This is a genomic window from Agarivorans sp. QJM3NY_33, from assembly GCF_050870865.2.
Classification (GTDB): domain Bacteria; phylum Pseudomonadota; class Gammaproteobacteria; order Enterobacterales; family Celerinatantimonadaceae; genus Agarivorans.
Genome location: NZ_CP194039.2, coordinates 1,671,639 through 1,689,108 on the forward strand (window position 1 = coordinate 1,671,639; position 17,470 = coordinate 1,689,108).

General features: G+C 43.3%; 17 protein-coding genes and 5 tRNA genes. 14 read left to right on the top strand and 8 right to left on the bottom strand.

Translation table 11 applies throughout. The features are described 5' to 3' along the window. Nucleotides 1–12 precede the first annotated feature (12 nt). From ACRRSY_RS07520 to clpX, 10 genes are all read left to right on the top strand, one after another. Nucleotides 13–89: transfer RNA gene (locus ACRRSY_RS07520), tRNA-Pro, on the top strand. 46 nt (nt 90–135) lie between these two features. After that, nucleotides 136–212 (top strand) — tRNA-Arg (locus ACRRSY_RS07525). Between the two features lie 33 nt (nt 213–245). Next, a tRNA-His gene (locus ACRRSY_RS07530) sits at nt 246–321 on the top strand. Between the two features lie 43 nt (nt 322–364). After that, nucleotides 365–449: transfer RNA gene (locus ACRRSY_RS07535), tRNA-Leu, on the top strand. A gap of 44 nt (nt 450–493) precedes the next feature. Continuing rightward, nucleotides 494–570: transfer RNA gene (locus tag ACRRSY_RS07540), tRNA-Pro, on the top strand. Between the two features lie 407 nt (nt 571–977). Then, the gene (locus ACRRSY_RS07545; protein ID WP_439033355.1) at nt 978–1,337 is read left to right on the top strand and encodes a hypothetical protein; all 360 of its coding nucleotides are present in this window, start codon (nt 978–980) and stop codon (nt 1,335–1,337) included. Nucleotides 1,338–1,379: 42 nt separating this feature from the next. Continuing rightward, on the top strand, nt 1,380–1,619 hold the full coding sequence (locus tag ACRRSY_RS07550) for a hypothetical protein (RefSeq protein ID WP_432462873.1): 240 nt from the start codon (nt 1,380–1,382) through the stop codon (nt 1,617–1,619). Between the two features lie 386 nt (nt 1,620–2,005). Further along, nucleotides 2,006–3,307: a trigger factor gene (gene tig / locus ACRRSY_RS07555; RefSeq protein WP_432453803.1), complete on the top strand. Its 1,302-nt coding sequence runs from the start codon at nt 2,006–2,008 to the stop codon at nt 3,305–3,307. A gap of 89 nt (nt 3,308–3,396) precedes the next feature. After that, nucleotides 3,397–4,020, top strand: a complete 624-nt coding sequence (clpP, locus tag ACRRSY_RS07560) for an ATP-dependent Clp endopeptidase proteolytic subunit ClpP (protein WP_432453802.1) — start codon at nt 3,397–3,399, stop codon at nt 4,018–4,020. Between the two features lie 114 nt (nt 4,021–4,134). Continuing rightward, on the top strand, nt 4,135–5,412 hold the full coding sequence (clpX, locus tag ACRRSY_RS07565) for an ATP-dependent protease ATP-binding subunit ClpX (RefSeq protein WP_432453801.1): 1,278 nt from the start codon (nt 4,135–4,137) through the stop codon (nt 5,410–5,412). Between the two features lie 56 nt (nt 5,413–5,468). Here the strand turns inward: clpX and ACRRSY_RS07570 are convergent, their stop codons facing one another. The 7 genes from ACRRSY_RS07570 to ACRRSY_RS07600 are packed head-to-tail and all read right to left on the bottom strand — an operon-like array spanning nt 5,469 to nt 11,879. Beyond that, nucleotides 5,469–6,092, bottom strand: coding sequence for a DUF938 domain-containing protein (locus ACRRSY_RS07570; protein ID WP_432462874.1), 624 nt, complete (start codon nt 6,090–6,092; stop codon nt 5,469–5,471). After that, nucleotides 6,082–6,447, bottom strand: a complete 366-nt coding sequence (locus tag ACRRSY_RS07575) for a Na+/H+ antiporter subunit G (protein ID WP_432462875.1) — start codon at nt 6,445–6,447, stop codon at nt 6,082–6,084. Before ACRRSY_RS07575 ends, ACRRSY_RS07570 begins: the two co-directional genes overlap by 11 nt. Nucleotides 6,448–6,456: 9 nt before the next feature. Further along, nucleotides 6,457–6,726, bottom strand: a complete 270-nt coding sequence (locus ACRRSY_RS07580) for a K+/H+ antiporter subunit F (RefSeq protein ID WP_432453798.1) — start codon at nt 6,724–6,726, stop codon at nt 6,457–6,459. Then, nucleotides 6,720–7,220 carry a Na+/H+ antiporter subunit E gene (locus ACRRSY_RS07585; RefSeq protein ID WP_432462876.1) on the bottom strand — a complete coding sequence of 167 codons (501 nt, stop codon included), beginning with the start codon at nt 7,218–7,220 and terminating at the stop codon, nt 6,720–6,722. The genes ACRRSY_RS07580 and ACRRSY_RS07585 overlap by 7 nt, the downstream gene beginning before the upstream one ends. Continuing rightward, on the bottom strand, nt 7,220–8,731 hold the full coding sequence (locus ACRRSY_RS07590; protein WP_432453796.1) for a monovalent cation/H+ antiporter subunit D: 1,512 nt from the start codon (nt 8,729–8,731) through the stop codon (nt 7,220–7,222). Before ACRRSY_RS07590 ends, ACRRSY_RS07585 begins: the two co-directional genes overlap by 1 nt. Beyond that, on the bottom strand, nt 8,731–9,084 hold the full coding sequence (locus ACRRSY_RS07595; RefSeq protein ID WP_432453795.1) for a Na+/H+ antiporter subunit C: 354 nt from the start codon (nt 9,082–9,084) through the stop codon (nt 8,731–8,733). Before ACRRSY_RS07595 ends, ACRRSY_RS07590 begins: the two co-directional genes overlap by 1 nt. Next, nucleotides 9,084–11,879, bottom strand: coding sequence for a monovalent cation/H+ antiporter subunit A (locus ACRRSY_RS07600; RefSeq protein WP_432453794.1), 2,796 nt, complete (start codon nt 11,877–11,879; stop codon nt 9,084–9,086). The genes ACRRSY_RS07595 and ACRRSY_RS07600 overlap by 1 nt, the downstream gene beginning before the upstream one ends. A gap of 200 nt (nt 11,880–12,079) precedes the next feature. Here ACRRSY_RS07600 and ACRRSY_RS07605 point away from each other — a divergent pair, with 200 nt between their 5' ends. After that, nucleotides 12,080–12,493: a DUF5329 family protein gene (locus ACRRSY_RS07605; protein WP_432459022.1), complete on the top strand. Its 414-nt coding sequence runs from the start codon at nt 12,080–12,082 to the stop codon at nt 12,491–12,493. Nucleotides 12,494–12,996: 503 nt separating this feature from the next. After that, a complete protein-coding gene (locus ACRRSY_RS07610) occupies nt 12,997–13,827 on the top strand; it encodes a substrate-binding periplasmic protein (protein ID WP_432453791.1) in 831 nt (276 codons plus the stop codon). Nucleotides 13,828–13,888: 61 nt separating this feature from the next. On the opposite strand, the gene ACRRSY_RS07615 is transcribed toward ACRRSY_RS07610, so the two are convergent. Beyond that, a complete protein-coding gene (locus ACRRSY_RS07615) occupies nt 13,889–14,239 on the bottom strand; it encodes a HopJ type III effector protein (protein WP_432453790.1) in 351 nt (116 codons plus the stop codon). A gap of 719 nt (nt 14,240–14,958) precedes the next feature. Here ACRRSY_RS07615 and ACRRSY_RS07620 point away from each other — a divergent pair. Both ACRRSY_RS07620 and ACRRSY_RS07625 read left to right on the top strand, forming a co-directional pair. Next, the gene (locus ACRRSY_RS07620; RefSeq protein WP_432453789.1) at nt 14,959–16,035 is read left to right on the top strand and encodes a zinc-binding dehydrogenase; all 1,077 of its coding nucleotides are present in this window, start codon (nt 14,959–14,961) and stop codon (nt 16,033–16,035) included. A 39-nt stretch (nt 16,036–16,074) separates the two neighbouring features. Beyond that, nucleotides 16,075–17,460, top strand: coding sequence for an MFS transporter (locus ACRRSY_RS07625; RefSeq protein WP_432462877.1), 1,386 nt, complete (start codon nt 16,075–16,077; stop codon nt 17,458–17,460). Nucleotides 17,461–17,470: the final 10 nt, after the last annotated feature.

Consider the following 17,470-nt stretch of genomic DNA (forward strand, 5'->3'; position numbering starts at 1 on the left):
TATCAAGGTAATCGGTGATTAGCGCAGCTTGGTAGCGCATCTGGTTTGGGACCAGAGGGTCGGGAGTTCGAATCTCTCATCACCGACCAAATTTTAAAACCTAGTTAGATGACTCGGTTTATTGACGCTAAAGATGCGCCCTTAGCTCATCTGGATAGAGCAACGGCCTTCTAAGCCGTAGGTAGTAGGTTCGAGTCCTACAGGGTGCGCCAATATAGATGCTTTAATTAGCATAAAAGTTTGTGGTGGGTATAGCTCAGTTGGTAGAGCCCCGGATTGTGATTCCGGTTGTCGTGGGTTCAAACCCCATTACTCACCCCATTTATTCGACAACATTACCACAGTGGTGTTGCGAAATAGTTTTGCGGAAGTGGCGGAATTGGTAGACGCGCTAGATTTAGGTTCTAGTATCGCAAGGTGTGAGAGTTCAAGTCTCTCCTTCCGCACCATTATTGGTGTCAGCGTGGGTAACGCTTAAAATTTACCAGAAATTCGGTGATTAGCGCAGCTTGGTAGCGCATCTGGTTTGGGACCAGAGGGTCGGGAGTTCGAATCTCTCATCACCGACCACTACATAAAGCCTCGTCGTAATGACGAGGCTTTTTTGTTTTTGAATTCAGGACCTCCAATTTAATCGCTATTTCATAGCAATCATCAGTGTTTAAAAAGTGTTGTATTGAACGACTGGTTACCGAGCCTACTGGTAAATTGAAGATGATGCTGTTGTTTTAAGTATATATTGGTGAAGGACTTGGAATAGCAGAAAGTGTAATGACATAATTAAAGCTTGCTAGTTGGATGACATTAGCCCAACCTGATTCAGAGTCTCGTCTGTCAAAATCAGTATTAGCATGTGAGCTCTTTGCAGTTAAACCAATAATATATAAGGGCTTACATGACTCGTTTCTTTTATTCTATGTTATGCGTGCGAGTGGGAACTGAGACCACACTTGTTTAGTTCAGACAACCATTTATGGTTGAAACTCTGGAAAAGCAAAAACATTCAATTCCATCAATGGCAGGTCAATTCTTTCTTGACTAGGTTTTGGCCCGATTATCCTGAACCTGAGTTGTTGCGAGTCTTTGTACCTTGTTGCGGAAAAAGTTTAGACATGTTGTGGCTAGCTCAGCGAGGTCATCAGGTGGTGGGGGTTGAATTGAGTCCTATCGCGGTTAAAGCTTTCTTCAAACAACATCAATTGCGCCCCGAGATTAAAAATATCGGCGACTTTAGCCTTTGGCAGTGTAACAATATTAGTATTTTTTGCGGCGACTTCTTTAAGCTGACAAAAGCCTTGTTAGGGGAAGTCCATATGGTATTTGATAAGGCTGCGTAAACCGCTTTATCTTCGCCTATACGAAAGCGCTATGCATCGTATATGACAACACTAATCCCTCATCAAGCGGATATATTTTTGCTCACTATTGAAGATTTTTCCAGTCGGCTTGAGCGAGAACAGGCTGCTGATATCGACCAAGAGCTGCCACTTATTTTTAAAGACTATTCGATTCGTTTGCAACATGTAGAAGATGAAACTGGAAAAGATGTACCTGCCAATGGTCTTGCTCAGGCTAAGCTTTATCGATTAAAACATCCGCTCTTTAGTATCGACCCCTGATATCGTTCTTTTTAAGTCATTATAATGGGTGAATTTTGCTACGGCCAGCTTGTGAGCATGAAACCTTATGCGTTTACTTTGGGAATATCCGCCCGATTTTTTAGTATCTTTGGGTTTGTTTTCAGCATCACTCGTCGAAATTAGATGGATGCTTTTAATTGCATAAATTGGCTTAAGAGGTGCGCGGCTGCAAATATTTAGTGGATATCAAGGATAATATAGCGATCAGTCTCGACCTAAGCCTAAACCACCGCTATAATGCGGCGTTTTGAAATTATGGGTCCTTATTATTGAGGACAACGGCCTCGCCACTGCGGGCCGCTATCAACCCATTGTTTACGTAAGTAAATTGTCAGCAGGGTGCTGACTATAGCCGAGGTAATAAAATGCAGGTTTCAGTAGAAACAACTCAGGGCTTGGAGCGTCGTGTTACGATTTCGATTGACGCTGCACAAATCGAACAACAAATTGAGCAAGCGCTTCAAGAAGAATCACGTCGCGCACGTATCGATGGTTTCCGCCCTGGTAAAGTGCCAGTGAGTGTCATCAAAAAACGCTACGGTGCAGCCGTACGTCAAGATGTAACTGGTCAAGCAATGCAGCGTTCATTCTACGAAGCTATCATTCAAGAGAAACTAAACCCAGCTGGAGCGCCAGCTCTTCAACCTGGTGAGACGACTGATGGTGAGTTTAGCTTCACTGCTACTTTTGAAATTTTCCCAGAAGTTGAAGTTAAAGGCTTAGACGCAATCGAAGTTGAGAAGAAAGTTGCACAAGTTAACGATAAAGACGTTGATGCAATGATCGATACTTTGCGTAAGCAACAAGCTGCTTGGAAAGAAACCAAGGGCATGATTAAAAATGAGTTTCGTGTAAACCTAGACTTTTTAGGTAAGATCGACGGTGAAGAGTTCGAAGGCGGCAAAGCAGAAGCTTTTGATCTTGAAATGGGCGCAGGCCGTATGATTCCTGGTTTTGAAGATGGTGTTTTAGGTAAGAAAGTTGGTGACGAGTTTGTTATCGAAGTTAACTTCCCTGAAGATTATCATGCAGAACAACTGAAAGGAAAAGCTGCAACTTTCGATATTAAAGTAAATAAAGTTGAAAAACCTGAACTTGCGGAAGTCAACGAAGAATTTGTTAAGTTGTTCGGGATCGAGTCTGGTGAACTGGATGCGTTAAAAGCTGAGATCCGTAAGAACATGGAGCGCGAGCTAGAGCAAACGCTTAAAACGGGTGTGAAAGAGCAAGTTATTTCTGGTTTGTTAGAGCAAAACCCAATTGAAGTGCCTGCTGCACTGGTTTCTCAAGAAGTAGAGCAATTACGTAAGCAAGCCATGCAACGTTTTGGTGAAAATGCACAAAATGCGCCAGAGCTTCCGGATGAGTTGTTCACAGAGCAAGCACAACGCCGAGTGAGTACTGGTCTGTTATTAGGTGAGTTAATTAAGGTTAACGAACTGAAAGCTGATGATGAAAAAGTGAAAGCACATATCGCTTCTTTTGCCTCTGCGTACGAAGATCCAACAGAGGTTTTAGAGTACTATGCTAAGAACGAAGAGTTAATGAACAACATTCGTAATGTAGTATTAGAAGAGCAAGCGATTGAATTTGTACTTGAACAAGCTAAAGTAACTGAAAATGAAGTCGCTTTTGATGAAATCATGAACAAACAAGGTGCAAACTAAGTTCTAATTTGACTTAAGCACCTTTATCTCGCATATAATGGCTCGTATGTACTACATACGAGCCATTTTTTTAAAGGAAGAGCGCATCAATGTCTAAAGAAGTTAATCAGTCTGCATTCGACCCCATGGCAGCTTTGGTGCCAATGGTTATTGAGCAAACCTCTAAAGGGGAGCGTTCTTATGATATCTATTCTCGCTTATTAAAAGATCGCGTGATCTTTTTAACTGGCCAAGTAGAAGATCACATGGCCAATTTAGTGGTTGCACAGTTGTTGTTCCTCGAGTCAGAAAGTCCAGAAAAAGATATTTTCATTTATATTAATTCACCTGGTGGTTCTATTAGTGCAGGTATGGCCATCTACGATACCATGCAGTTTATTAAGCCTAACATTAGTACCGTGTGTATGGGGATGGCAGCCAGCATGGGAGCATTTTTGTTGGCTGGAGGGGCCAAAGGTAAGCGTTATTGTTTGCCGAATGCTAAGGTGATGATCCACCAACCTCTTGGTGGTTATCAAGGTCAGGCCTCGGATATTGAAATTCATGCAAATGAGATCATCAAAACAAAACGTCGTATGAATGAGTTGTTGGCCGAGCATACTGGGCAAAGTTTTGATACTATCGCTGCAGACACCGATCGCGATAACTATATGACAGCAGAACAAGCCAAAGAATATGGTATCGTCGACGATATCTTTGCGCGTCGTGAATAGGCTATAGTCAATTCTCGGTCTGTTTAGATAAGAACATAGTGAAAATAGCATTCTCAGCAGTTTGATTTACACTGTAATTAAGGGCTGAACTGCTAAATAGTTTGAGGTTAGCGAATGACAGATAAGCGCAAAGGTGATGGAGATAGTAGTAAACTACTGTATTGCTCCTTCTGCGGTAAAAGCCAGCATGAAGTGAGAAAGCTGATTGCCGGGCCTTCCGTTTATATTTGTGACGAATGTGTTGAATTATGTAATGACATTATTCGAGAAGAAATAAAAGAGATATCGCCGAAGAAAGAGGGTGATTCACTACCGGTTCCTAAGGAAATTAGAGCTCATCTTGACGACTATGTAATTGGTCAAGACCATGCGAAAAAAGTACTGGCGGTGGCGGTATATAATCACTACAAACGTTTACGTAATGGTGATGTCGCAGACGGTATTGAGCTTGGTAAAAGCAACATCTTGCTGATTGGTCCAACTGGTAGTGGTAAAACATTATTAGCGGAAACTTTGGCTCGTTTGTTGGATGTACCATTTACGATGGCTGACGCAACCACCTTAACCGAAGCCGGTTATGTTGGGGAAGATGTTGAAAATATTATCCAAAAATTGCTGCAAAAATGTGATTACGACGTTGAAAAAGCGCAACGTGGGATAGTGTACATTGATGAAATTGATAAGATTTCACGTAAGTCGGATAACCCATCAATTACTCGTGATGTATCTGGTGAAGGTGTACAACAAGCCTTGCTTAAGTTGATCGAAGGCACTGTTGCTTCGGTTCCTCCGCAAGGTGGCCGAAAACATCCACAACAAGAGTTTTTGCAGGTAGACACCTCTAAGATTTTGTTTATTTGTGGTGGTGCGTTTGCTGGCTTAGATAAGGTGATTGAACAACGTGCTTCAACGGGTACCGGAATTGGTTTTGGAGCTGAAGTTAAAGGCGAAGCCGATAAACGCTCATTAAGTGAAACCTTCTCTAAAGTTGAGCCTGAAGATTTAGTCAAGTATGGTCTTATCCCCGAGTTTATTGGTCGTTTACCTGTGGTAGCTACCTTGACAGAGCTCGATCAAGAGGCTTTGATTCAGATCTTAAGCGAACCGAAGAATGCACTGACTAAACAGTATGGTGCTTTGTTTAAGTTGGAAGATGTTGAGCTGGAGTTTCGCGAAGACGCGTTACGAGCTATCGCTAATAAAGCGATGGAACGTAAAACAGGGGCTCGTGGCCTGCGCTCCATTGTTGAAGCCGTATTGCTGAATACTATGTATGATTTACCTTCGATTGATAATATCTCTAAGGTAGTGATTGATCAAACGGTGATCCAAGGTGAAAGCGATCCGATTTTGATCTACAGTAATGAAGATAAAGCAGCTAGCGCCGATTAATTCTGTGAGTCAACTTAAAATCTAAAAGCCAATCTTATGATTGGCTTTTTTTATGCCTAAATTGGTTGGTGATTAGTTTTTTTTTGCCAAATGAGTAGTAGGTTATGGCTAGGCATTTCAATTTTTTGTCGCAAAGTCATCGCAACGGTACTTGCCCACTGTTGCAGTTGCTCTAAGTCTCTCAAGCCTCCATAGCCCGCTTGTAGTAATTGGCGATCAAATGCTCGGTTGCTTTCGCTAGAATACTCTGCTGCTTGTTTAAAAGGACCATAATGAAAAAAGTGGCCCTGTTCGGGGAGGTATTGCCCGATGGCCAGATACATAGTTTTAACTACACGTTCTGTCATAATATGCGCAGTATTGGCTGTGTATACCGCATCCACGTCGCAGGGCCAAGAGTCTTCGCCAACTTGATAGCTTAGTGGCTTGGGTTGTTGAGTGAGTTGCATATGTTGCCGCCAGTAGTTAATGGCAGCAAGGTTAGGTTGTAGATCCGAGCACTGCCATATCAGGTGAGGACAGGCCGCAGCAAAGTGGGCTGCATGTTGGCCAGTACCAGACCCAATCTCTAGTATTGAATGATGGTGCTTTAGCCGTGGTAATAGTTGCGCCAATATGGCTTGTTTGTTGTTCTCTGCCGCTTGGCTAAAAAACGTCGCTGGATGTTGTTTACGGTTCATTGGGATGCTTATGTAAATAGGCTTGTTTGGCTAAGTTCTGCTTTTGTGTATTGTTTTTCATCGCAACTTTGTAATGCAAACCTGTTTTCGCGAGCATATGCGCGGCTACGGGGGCTGTGATTAATAAGAACATAGAAATTAACAGTTCTTTAAAACTCGGGTAGCCCTGCTCAATCCAAAAGAATAATAACGAAGCGAGTAGAATACAGCCGACACCTAGTGTACTTGCTTTGGTGGGGGCATGTAAGCGAGTAAAAAAATCAGGAAATTTGGCTAAACCAATTGAGCCGATTAACATAACGATCGCGCCCAATAGCACCAGTAAACTAATAATCATTTCTAGAAATATAGTCATATCTATGTCCTATTCGATAATATCGCCGCGCAGCAGATATTTGCAAAATGCTGAAGTACTCACGAAACCGAGGAGTGCGATGAGTAATGCTCCCTCATAATAGCTGGCAGAGCCTTGATATAGGCCGAGTAACACAATCAGCGCAATACTATTGATATACATGGTATCCACAGCGATGATCCGATCAGGCGTGGATGGGCCAATAATCAGGCGCCACGCATTGAGTGCTAAGGCACAGCAAATTAAGCCACTAGCAATTAAGATGGCGTAAGCTAACATTCAAAAATCTCCTTCAACGGGGCTTCATAACGTTGTTTAATTAATTTAATTAGTTGCTGCTCGTCTTCCAGATGCAATACGTGTACGTAGAGCCACTGCCTATCCTCGGATAACTCTAGACTCACTGTGCCAGGGGTTAGCGAAACACTGTTTGCTAAAATAGTGAGTGGTAAAGGTTCACGTAGTGAGAGAGGGATTGCGACAAAAGCAGGCTGCAATTGACGGTTACTTTGAACAATACGTTTTGCAACATCATAATTTGAGACGATGATGTCACCAATCAAACGTAGTATATAAAGTAATACTTTAAATGGTTTTTTGGAGACGGGCTCCTTTTCACCTAAAGGCGTAACGACCCAAGGAATCACAATCGCGAATACTGCTCCGAGTACCATGTGCCCACGACTAAAATCATGTAAAATTTGCCACACCAGCCATAGCAAAACACTGTGATAGGGGGTGGGGAACCAAAGGAATTGATGCTTGTTATTCATTATTTGGCGACCTCATTGAGTTGTTCAAGGCTTAAACCTGCATTGAGTTGCTCGGCAGCAAGTTTGGTATAATCCGTCACCGCGCTCCCAAAAATGACCATCAAGGGAAGTAGTCCGACTAACAAGGCAATGGCGAGGTATTGTAAAGGCTGGCCTGGTAAAGCGGTCGAGTTCTCGCCATTGGTTCGCCAAAATAGCGAGGTGCCGGCTCGTGATAAGGCGATTAGCGTAACTAGTCCGGCGATCAACATCAGCGGCCATACCCACAGCATTTGGTTTGTGCTACTTGCTGCTTGTAATATCAATGCTTTTCCGACAAACCCAGAGAGCGGCGGCATGCCAATCAGGGCTATGGCTAACAGGACAAAGATAAGGCCTAGCTTAGCAGATTGAGGCATTGCGCGAGCGCTCACAAAGCGATCTTCGGCTTTGCCTCGTTGTTGTTGAATCAGTCCTGCTAGTAGAAACATTGCGGCCCCTGCGAGGGTACTATGAAGTAAGTAGTAAATTCCTGCGGTGCTCGCTTGTACACTGTTTAAGGCGATAGTGACTAATAAAGTTCCGACAGATAGGATCACCAGGTTACTGCTTAGCACACGTAAGCTTTGGCTGGCTAATACGGCTATCGCTCCAATCGCAATGGTGCTTAAGGCGATCGGCCATAACCAAGGTAAGGCAATGTTGGCCAATTCGCCGGCTTGATTGCCAAACATCACACCGTGGATACGCCAAATACTGTAGATCCCCACTTTAGTCATAATGGCAAATAGTGCTGCCACTGGCGCGCTGGTGTTGGCATAAGCCTTCGGCAACCAAAAGTGCAGCGGTAGCATCGCCGCTTTTAGGCCAAATACAGCTAATAGTAACAGTGCGCCTGCTTTAGTTATGAGTAGTTGATTGGCGGATAATTGGGATAGTTTGTCTGCCATATCTGCAAGATTAAGCGTACCTAAGGTGCCATATAGGGTGCCTAAAGCAAATAAAAATAAAGACGAGCCAATTAAGTTTAAAAATACATAGTGAATGTTTGCCTGAGTACGCTGTTTGCCACCACCGTGAATCATTAGCGAATAGGATGCGATCAATAATATTTCAAAAAACACGAATAAGTTGAAGGCATCTCCGGTGAGAAAAGCACCGTTGATCCCCATCAGCTGAAACATGATTAGTGCATGAAAAAAAGCGCCGTTTCTATCTTCACCGGCACTGGCATAAAGTACCACCGCAAGGCCTAACACGGCACTTAGGCTGACTAACAATACCGAGAAGGCATCGGCGACTAATACAATCCCAAAGGGGGCAGACCAATCACCCAAGGCATAAACCTGAATGCCTTGGGTTTGTATTTTGCTTAACAAACAAATTGCGACTACGACCAGTAACAGGTTTGCAGCGATGGAAATCAAACGTTGTTTAGCTAAGGAGTTATTTAGGCCCGGAAATAGCAATATCACGCCAATCGTGAAGGGCAGTAATACCGGGAAAATAACGAGGTGATCAAATAGGCTCATTACGCTTTTTCCTCTGGGGCGAGTGGATCTACAGGTTCGGTTCCATCGACATGGTCATTGCCTAAATCGGCGCGTCCCCGCATGGCTAAAATGACCGCAAATGCGGTCATCGCAAAACCGATCACAATTGCGGTTAAGACCAAGGCTTGTGGCAGTGGGTCAGCATAGTGAGTGCTCCCATTTAATACTGCTGGTGCGCCAATGGTTAAGCCGCCGCTGGCGAAGAGGAATAGGTTGACGGCGTAAGAGAGCAGGGTTAAGCCAATTACCAGAGTGAATGTGTGGCCGCGTAACATTAAGAAGATACCACAAGCGCTAATAAAGCCGACACAAACGGCATAGATAGTTTCCATTATCGTTCTCCTACCGTAAGTCGTTCTTTGGTGGTGTGTTTGCCAAGGTTAGCCAAAATCATCAGTGTGGCACCAATCACGGTGAGATAAACACCGAGGTCAAAAATCATCGCGCTGGTGAGTTCAAATTTGCCTATCCAAGGTAATGATACATAGTCAAACCAAGAGGTTAAGAAAGGGCGACCAAATAACCAGCTACCAAAGCCAGTGAGAGCGGCGATACTTAAACCGGCAGCAATCAGGAGATGGTAGTTTAAACTGACCCGTTTACTGATCCAATTTACACCGTGTGCAAGATATTGCTGAATGAGGGCTATTGAAGTAATTAAACCTGCGATGAACCCACCACCGGGTAGGTTGTGTCCACGCATAAAAATATAAGCGGAAATCAGTAAAAACAGCGGTAGCAAACTTTGTGATACCACCGAGAGCAGCAGCGGGTAGCGGTCACTGGCCCAAGCACGACCTTGGTAGTCTTTGCTACGCATCGAGAGTCGCATTCGCGCGATGAGTTTATAGATCCCTAAGGCCGCAATGCCTAATACGGTAATTTCACCGAAGGTATCAAAGCCGCGGAAATCGACCAAAATAACGTTCACCACGTTGGTTCCGCCTCCTCCTATTTTTGCATTATCAAGGAAGAATTGAGAGATGCTATCCAGAGGGTGGGTCATTAGAGCAAAGCAAATACTACCAATCACACAACCGAGTAATGAGGCCAGTATTAGGTCGCGAACAAAGTGACTCGGACGGTTTTTGCTGGTAGGGGTTTGTTGTGGGAAAAAATATAAACCTAGCAGAAGTAAAATAACGGTGACGATCTCTACCGACAATTGAGTGAGGGCTAAGTCGGGAGCGGAGAAATAAGCGAAGGTAATTGACACCACCAAACCGACCAAAGACAACATTAATAGGGCAATTAAGCGTAAGTGACTCCATATCACCGTGGCCAAAGAGCCAGCTATTAGTAGCACGGCGGCAATAATGAATGAGCCATTTAGCGGGTATTCAGCTTGTCCACCGCGAGTGGTCTCTAATTCAAGCAGCGGTGGGCCGATGAGTAACAGGGCAAAAAAGCATAAACAAAAAGCATACCGTTGTAACGAGCCGGACTCCAATACTCGGTTAAGCCGTTGTGCCCAATGAACGCAAGACTGAATCATGCCTTCAAATACGGCTTTAGCATCGATTTCTGGAAATAGTCCGTCAAAGCGAAACAAAGGCTTGCGGTTCAGATAAATCGATACGCCGCCAACAATTGCTAAGCCACTCATCAATAATGGCAGATTGAAGCCATGCCAAATCGCTAAGCTAAACGTAGGCAGCGGATGCTGCAAGACTGCAAACGAGGCACTGTTGAGTAGTTTTTCGATGGTGTAACCGGGGAAAATCCCAACTAATAGGCATAGCGCCACTAATACTTCTACTGGCACTCGCATATAGCGTGGCGGTTCGTGAGGTGTTTTACTTAACCCTTTCGGCTCACCATTAAAAAATACGTCATGAATGAAGCGTAATGAATAGGCGACAGCGAAGGCTCCGCCAATTGTCGCAAGCACCGGAATTAACCAAGAAAGCGAGCCCAAAATACTTTGATCGAGGGTCTCGGTAAAAAACATTTCTTTGGATAAAAAACCGTTGAGTAAAGGTACTCCAGCCATTGAAGCTGATGCAACCATCGCTAGGGTGGCGGTAATCGGCATATATTTCCATAAGCCATTGAGTTTTCGCATGTCTCGGGAGCCGGATTCATGGTCAATAATGCCGGCGGCCATAAACAACGACGCTTTAAAAATAGCATGGTTGATAATATGAAATACAGCTGCAATTGCCGCCAGTTCAGTGTTGAGTCCCAGCAATAATACAATCAAACCGAGGTGGCTAATGGTCGAGTAGGCGAGTAAACCTTTTAAATCGTGTTTAAATAATGCGGTATATGCCCCCAGTAACAGGGTGAATAGCCCCGTTAGTGATACCACTGCAAACCATACTTCGGTGCCAGCTAACACCGGATAAAAACGTGCTAATAAGAAGATACCAGCTTTAACCATGGTTGCTGAATGCAAATAAGCACTCACAGGTGTTGGCGCGGCCATGGCGTGAGGTAACCAAAAATGAAAGGGGAATTGTGCCGACTTGGTAAATGCACCGAGTAAAAATAACAGTAAAATGGTTAGGTAATAAGGGTGTTGTTGTACTAGTTCGGCGCTGTTTAAAACCACTTCTAGCTCGTAGCTACCTACGACTTGGCCAAGTAAGATAATGCCTGCTAATAGGGCTAATCCGCCCGCGCCAGTCACGGTCAACGCCATACGAGCGCCTTTTCGAGCATCACTATTATGCGACCAAAAACCAATCAGTAGGAATGAACTAATGCTGGTTAGCTCCCAAAAAAACCATAGCTGCAGCATATTATTGGACATCACAATACCGAGCATGGCGCTCATGAACATGATCAAATAGCTATAAAAGCGGCCAATGCTATCTTTTTCTGACAAGTAATAACGTGCGTATAGGATGACCAATAAGCCAATCCCCAGAATCAATAGGCTAAATAACACCGCGAGGCCGTCTAGACGAAAGGACAGTGACAAACCAAGCTGAGGGATCCAAGCAATGCTCTGGGTGAATAAATGTTCCGCGTATACTGCGGGTAAATCGAGTAAAATCAGGGTTAAGGCTAAAGCGGGTAATAGCGCGGTGGCAAGTGCACAAGCACTTCGGTTAAGTCTTGCGCTGAGTAGGGGAACAAAAATTCCCAAGATGGGCAAAAACGGTACCCAGAAATAGTGCATTAGCTGGTGGCTCCATTGGCTAGGTGTTAGATATTTATGACAAAATCATAGACACTATTGATTAGAATATCCACGCTTAGTTGTGTAGGGGGCAGATATACTCAAGGGTTTTAGTGAAAGTTGATGTTTTAATCATCACTCGGTCATGAGTCATATGAAAAAAGACGAAACCAGTGACAGGCATAGCGTAGGGAGGGGGAGTGAAGCAACATTTCCATCGCATATGGTACATCAGTATTGTTATTGTCAGCGGTTTGATTTTGTCTGTCAGAGCATCTGAATTGAAAGCTTGGGACTATCAACGTGCGCGTATCGAAGGCTTATTTGAGGCAATGGATCGAACCCATTTAGTGTTCATTCGTAATGGTACGGTGCATGACTCGCAACAAGCTGTCGCTCATTTAAGAATGAAACTAGATCGTGCTCAAAACAGTTGGTTTGCTCCAAATAAAGAGCAATGGACCGCGGAAATGTTTATCGACAAATTGGCTAGCAGGTCTTCATTCAGTGGTCAGCCCTATTTGATTCGATTTGTCGACGGGCAACAAGTGGAAGCTGGCATTTGGCTGTATCAACAACTTGCGATTTATGACGATCACAACAAAAGTAATTAAATTCAAGTTCTTACATGTAGTCGCTCAGACCAGGTCTGAGCGACTACATGTTATCTCTCCTTTGACGCAGCGAATTCAAAATGGCTACTGCATCGCTACATATTTGTTGTAGCACTGCTGCACTCTCATACACAATATCGACTGTGGTTATACCAATCTAACTCATTAACTGTTCATTCTTGTTGGCCTAAATCATCGCTAACTGCGTGTTGTATCTTGTCACTAGAACCTCTCGCTATTGCAGGTTATCGGCAGATTTATTCTGCGCCATAAGTTGATCGTATAATTAATTAGATTGGTATTCGTTCGCATTCACCTGGGATGCTTTAATGAGTCGGTACGATTTGCGAACGTTCAATGTCATCAGTCTTTCATTTGAAAGTTTTCTATTCTTTTCATCTGGTTATATTATGTTGAGTTCATTAATAACTATTTGCTCAGTGCTTAACTTAGATCCAAACTTTGTTTAAATCTCAAAATATTTTCTTAAAGCAAGGCGTGCCATGCAGATTGCTCATTTATTAAAACTTTATCTGTTTTTCGGTTTGATGTTTGGCACCCTTGTCTCTCCCACATCGGCGAGTCAGGATTTCTCTTCTTGCTCTCAGTTGGTGGTCACTGGAAATGCCGAATATCCCCCGATCTTATGGCGATCTCATGATCGAAAATTGCATGGCATCGCTATCGAGCTATTAGAGTTGGCGCTAATTGATACCGGGATCAAAGTTGTCGCTCGTGATCGAGGTGTATGGGGGCGAGCATTGAAAGAAGCTGAACATGGTAGTGTCGATATGATTGCGGGAGCTTTTAAAACCAATGCGCGTGTAAAATATTTGGATTACATTGAACCCCAATTTACCGATGTATTAAGTATGGTGTGGGTGAAGAAAGGTCACGATTTTCCTTTTCATCGTTGGCAAGATTTATTGGGTAAGCGTGGTGGTACCTTAGCTAATAATAGCTTTGGTCAAGCTTTCGACCAATATGCAAAATCTCATCTAAGCCTTTATGCTAGCGGCAGCGCAGAGCGTTCCTTTGAGATGTTAATGGCTGAACGGTTTGATTATTTCTTGTACGAGTTATACCAAGGTTTAGCCCTGTTGGAGTTGGCTGGGTTAAAGCAACAGGTGAGCGCGTTGCCAAGCCCGATCTCGGTAGAACCTCTGTATTTTGCTTTTTCTAAAAAATCCGCATGCAATACTCCGCGTTTAAAGCTACATTTGCAGCAGCATCTGAGTCAGCTGAGTGAGTTTAAGATCTTCGAACGTTTGTTTGATAAACATCTGCAATTGTGGCTCTCAGAACAATCGCAAAACAAACTGGCACTTTATTGAGCTTAAGCTCTGTTACCTTATGCTTACAGAGGGCTGTATGCATAAGGCTATTCTTGCGCCGTTATTTCTCACTCAGCGCAGCTTGCGAAAACACGATCCCAGACCAACCATTGGTCATAAATTGACGAATGTTTTGGTGATCGTTGCCATCGGGTGTATTCAGTACATCTTGATAGTACTCACCAAAAAGTGCCAAGCTTTGTTGCTCATCTAAACCTTGCTGTTTGGCAAAGGCAAAAATCTTACATGAACCAGAGTTTTCCCCGGCCGCATTATGTTGTTGACCATTGCTAAAAGCGCTTGGCGTAAAATCGTAAAGCGTGTCTATCAGCGTCATGCTGTCTGCAAAACGAATACTGTGTGGTGCTTGCGTGAGTTTGCTTATAAATTGGCCGAGTACTGGCTTCGTCATCTGTTATAACTTCCTATGATTGCTTGATTTAGGCTTTAGAGGGTCAAATGGTATTCACCTTAGAGGCTATCGTCACTAGGGTCAATGGGAAGACGTATTATGGATTACTGTCCTCTAAAATGTTTTTTTTGCGCCCTGTTTAAAGGGGCGACAGTGTAATGTAGTTTTTTACTTAAGAGCGCGATGACAGCTTTGAAAGTTGTCACCAAAGATTGATTTAAGCTAAAAGTAACAGCGAAAATGCACGTCTTCGCGCGTCGCTAACGCCTTCGTTACCACTTCAAGCTATTTTCCTTTGTTTCCAAGAATTTGCTATGCAACGAGTATCCAACACAAGCTCCATTGAGCCCGGGCTGACTCGATAACGAGTGAATGGTTCGCCGTGTTAGGACATTTTATGAAACTTCACTAACAAATAAACAATACACCGTTTAGTTGTTAGTGAAGTTGAAAGTGGCAGTGAACAGCTGATTTTCCTTTGTATAACCGCATCTTATGTCCGTTTCTTCGGTTCGCGGGTGTGTTGTCACTTCATTATTTTATCTCTAGAAAGTTGAAACACTGGTTCAATTCTTTTGTTCGGACATTATTTTGTGATCAAATCTGTGTTTTTGACACAAAATCTTTGTTTCAAAGGTGTTTGTGTTGACACAAAACGCGCCATATAGAAAGATTGCGCAAACAAAATAAAGATAAATCAACTAGAGAGAGGGTATTAAATGAAAGCATTAGCTCGTTTTGGTAAAAAATTCGGTGGTTATAAGATGATTGACGCACCAGTTCCAGTGTGTGGTCCTGATGATTTAATTGTTGAAATCAAAGCTGCAGCAATTTGCGGTGCTGATATGAAACATTACAAAGTTGATAGCGGTTCTGATGAGTTTAACTCAGTTCGTGGCCATGAATTTGCCGGTAAAATTGTTGAAGTTGGCAATAATGTTCAAGGTTGGGCGGTCGGTCAGCGAGTGGTATCCGATAACAGCGGACATGTATGTGGTGTTTGTCCTGCTTGTGAACAAGGTGATTTTCTGTGTTGTACAGAAAAAGTGAACTTGGGATTGGATAATAATAAATGGGGAGGAGGATTCTCAAAGTATTGTCTCGTCCCCGGAGAGATCCTCAACATTCATCGTCATGCGTTGTGGGAAATTCCTGAAGGGGTTGAATACGAAGAAGCATGTGTTCTTGACCCCATCTGTAATGCTTACAAGTCGATTGCTCAGCAGTCTAAGTTTTTGCCTGGGCAGGACATTGTGGTCATTGGAACTGGGCCATTAGGTTTATTTTCGGTTCAGATGGCTCGCATTATGGGGGCCGTTAATATCGTTGTTGTGGGACTTGAAGAAGACGCCGCCGTTCGCTTTGGGGTCGCGAAACAACTGGGTGCCACCGCTGTAGTAAATGCGTCGAGAGAGAATGTTGTCGAGCGCTGCCAGACCATATGTGGAAAAGATAATCTTGGTTTAGTGATTGAGTGCTCAGGTGCCAATATCGCCTTAAAACAATCCATTGAGATGCTACGGCCAAATGGTGAAGTGGTACGAGTCGGGATGGGTTTTGCGCCTTTAGATTTTTCCATTAATGACATTACGGCCTGGAACAAAAGCATCATTGGTCATATGGCTTATGACTCCACATCCTGGAGAAATGCTATCCGTTTGCTGGCTTCGGGGGCTATCCAAGTTAAACCAATGATTACTCATCGTATTGGCCTATCTGAGTGGGAAAAAGGGTTTGATGCGATGGTCGATAAAACCGCGATTAAAGTCATTATGACCTACGACTTTGATGAGTGACATAAGGCTAGTTTCTTTTAAATAGGAAGGAATAAACAAATGGAAAAAACGCTACCTCCCCATTGTGGGGCGAGATTAGACCGTCTACCGGATAGTCAATGGCATTTTAATATGTTTGCTATGGTCTCATTTGGATTACTTGTTTGTTGGAGCAATGCTGTTGGTGGGCTGATATTAGCGCATTTAAGGGAACTGGGTTGGACCGATAATAATTCTAGCGCAGTATTTTCTTCTATTACGACGGCAGGCATGTTCGCTGGCGCATTAATCGGCGGAATTATTGGTGACAGAATAGGAAGAAAGAAAAGCTTTTTGCTTTTTGAGGCGATTCATATTGTTTCTATGATCGTCGGTGCATGTGCATATAGCATGGATTTTCTTATCGCCTGTCGTTTTGTAATGGGTTTTGGCCTTGGTTCATTATTGGTCATGTTGTTTGCCGGATATACAGAGTATATGCCTGGTCGTAATCGAGGAACTTGGTCAAGCAGGGCCTCTTTTATAGGTAATTGGTCTTATCCGATTTGTTCGCTGATCGCCATGGGATTAACCCCATTACTGTCTGCTGAACTGAACTGGCGAGTACAATTATTAATCCCCGCTCTACTATCTATCGTTGCAACTTGGATTGCCTATAAAAAATTTCCAGAGTCTCCTCGTTGGCTAGAGTCCAAAGGTCGTTACGCTGAAGCAGAAGCAATCATGACGGATATTGAAGAAAAAGTGACGCTTCAAACTGGAAAACCTTTAGCTGAGCCAGAGATAAATACAGCGGTACAAAGCAAATCAAAAGAGTTGCCTTATTCAGCTTTATTAAAAGGTGCTTTATTGAAAAGGGTGATCTTAGGTTCCTTTGTACTTATCGCAATGAATGTTGTTCAGTATACGCTTATTAATTGGTTACCAACCATTTTCATGGAGCAAGGTATTAATTTAAAAGACTCTATTGTTTTAAATACCATGAGTATGTTTGGCGCTCCATTCGGAATTTTTATTGCGATGCTAGTCATGGATAAAATTTCAAGAAAAACGATGGGCGTTGGTTTGTTATTAATCATCGCAGCTCTTGGATACGCATATTCTCTGCAAACAAGTATGTTCATGATTACATTGTTTGGATTCTTTTTAATCACCTTTGTATATATGTACGTTTGTTACGCGTCAGCGGTATATGTTCCCGAGATTTGGCCTACGGAAGCAAAATTACGGGGCTCAGGACTAACAAATTCAGTTGGTCGTATTAGCGGAATTATTGCGCCCTATGCAGTTGCAACGTTACTCACAAATTATGGTGTCTCGAGTGTATTTATTTTACTAGGGTCCGTATCTGTGCTGGTTGCCATCGTCATTTCTATTATGGGCGTCGAAACTAAAGGGGAATCTGTCGAAAATATAGGTATGGATGCTGTTACCAGCGAATCATAAATTTTGTGAG

Excerpts from the sequence above, each read along its gene's own strand:
- ACRRSY_RS07570 (WP_432462874.1), bottom strand. The coding sequence starts at position 6,092 with ATGAACCGTAAACAACATCCAGCGACGTTTTTTAGCCAAGCGGCAGAG.
- ACRRSY_RS07600 (WP_432453794.1), bottom strand. The coding sequence starts at position 11,879 with ATGCACTATTTCTGGGTACCGTTTTTGCCCATCTTGGGAATTTTTGTT.
- tig (WP_432453803.1), top strand. The coding sequence starts at position 2,006 with ATGCAGGTTTCAGTAGAAACAACTCAGGGCTTGGAGCGTCGTGTTACG.
- ACRRSY_RS07615 (WP_432453790.1), bottom strand. The coding sequence starts at position 14,239 with ATGACGAAGCCAGTACTCGGCCAATTTATAAGCAAACTCACGCAAGCA.
- ACRRSY_RS07625 (WP_432462877.1), top strand. The coding sequence starts at position 16,075 with ATGGAAAAAACGCTACCTCCCCATTGTGGGGCGAGATTAGACCGTCTA.
- clpX (WP_432453801.1), top strand. The coding sequence starts at position 4,135 with ATGACAGATAAGCGCAAAGGTGATGGAGATAGTAGTAAACTACTGTAT.
- ACRRSY_RS07590 (WP_432453796.1), bottom strand. The coding sequence starts at position 8,731 with ATGAGCCTATTTGATCACCTCGTTATTTTCCCGGTATTACTGCCCTTC.
- ACRRSY_RS07550 (WP_432462873.1), top strand. The coding sequence starts at position 1,380 with ATGACAACACTAATCCCTCATCAAGCGGATATATTTTTGCTCACTATT.
- ACRRSY_RS07575 (WP_432462875.1), bottom strand. The coding sequence starts at position 6,447 with ATGACTATATTTCTAGAAATGATTATTAGTTTACTGGTGCTATTGGGC.
- ACRRSY_RS07580 (WP_432453798.1), bottom strand. The coding sequence starts at position 6,726 with ATGTTAGCTTACGCCATCTTAATTGCTAGTGGCTTAATTTGCTGTGCC.
- clpP (WP_432453802.1), top strand. The coding sequence starts at position 3,397 with ATGTCTAAAGAAGTTAATCAGTCTGCATTCGACCCCATGGCAGCTTTG.
- ACRRSY_RS07620 (WP_432453789.1), top strand. The coding sequence starts at position 14,959 with ATGAAAGCATTAGCTCGTTTTGGTAAAAAATTCGGTGGTTATAAGATG.
- ACRRSY_RS07610 (WP_432453791.1), top strand. The coding sequence starts at position 12,997 with ATGCAGATTGCTCATTTATTAAAACTTTATCTGTTTTTCGGTTTGATG.
- ACRRSY_RS07585 (WP_432462876.1), bottom strand. The coding sequence starts at position 7,220 with ATGAATAACAAGCATCAATTCCTTTGGTTCCCCACCCCCTATCACAGT.
- ACRRSY_RS07595 (WP_432453795.1), bottom strand. The coding sequence starts at position 9,084 with ATGGAAACTATCTATGCCGTTTGTGTCGGCTTTATTAGCGCTTGTGGT.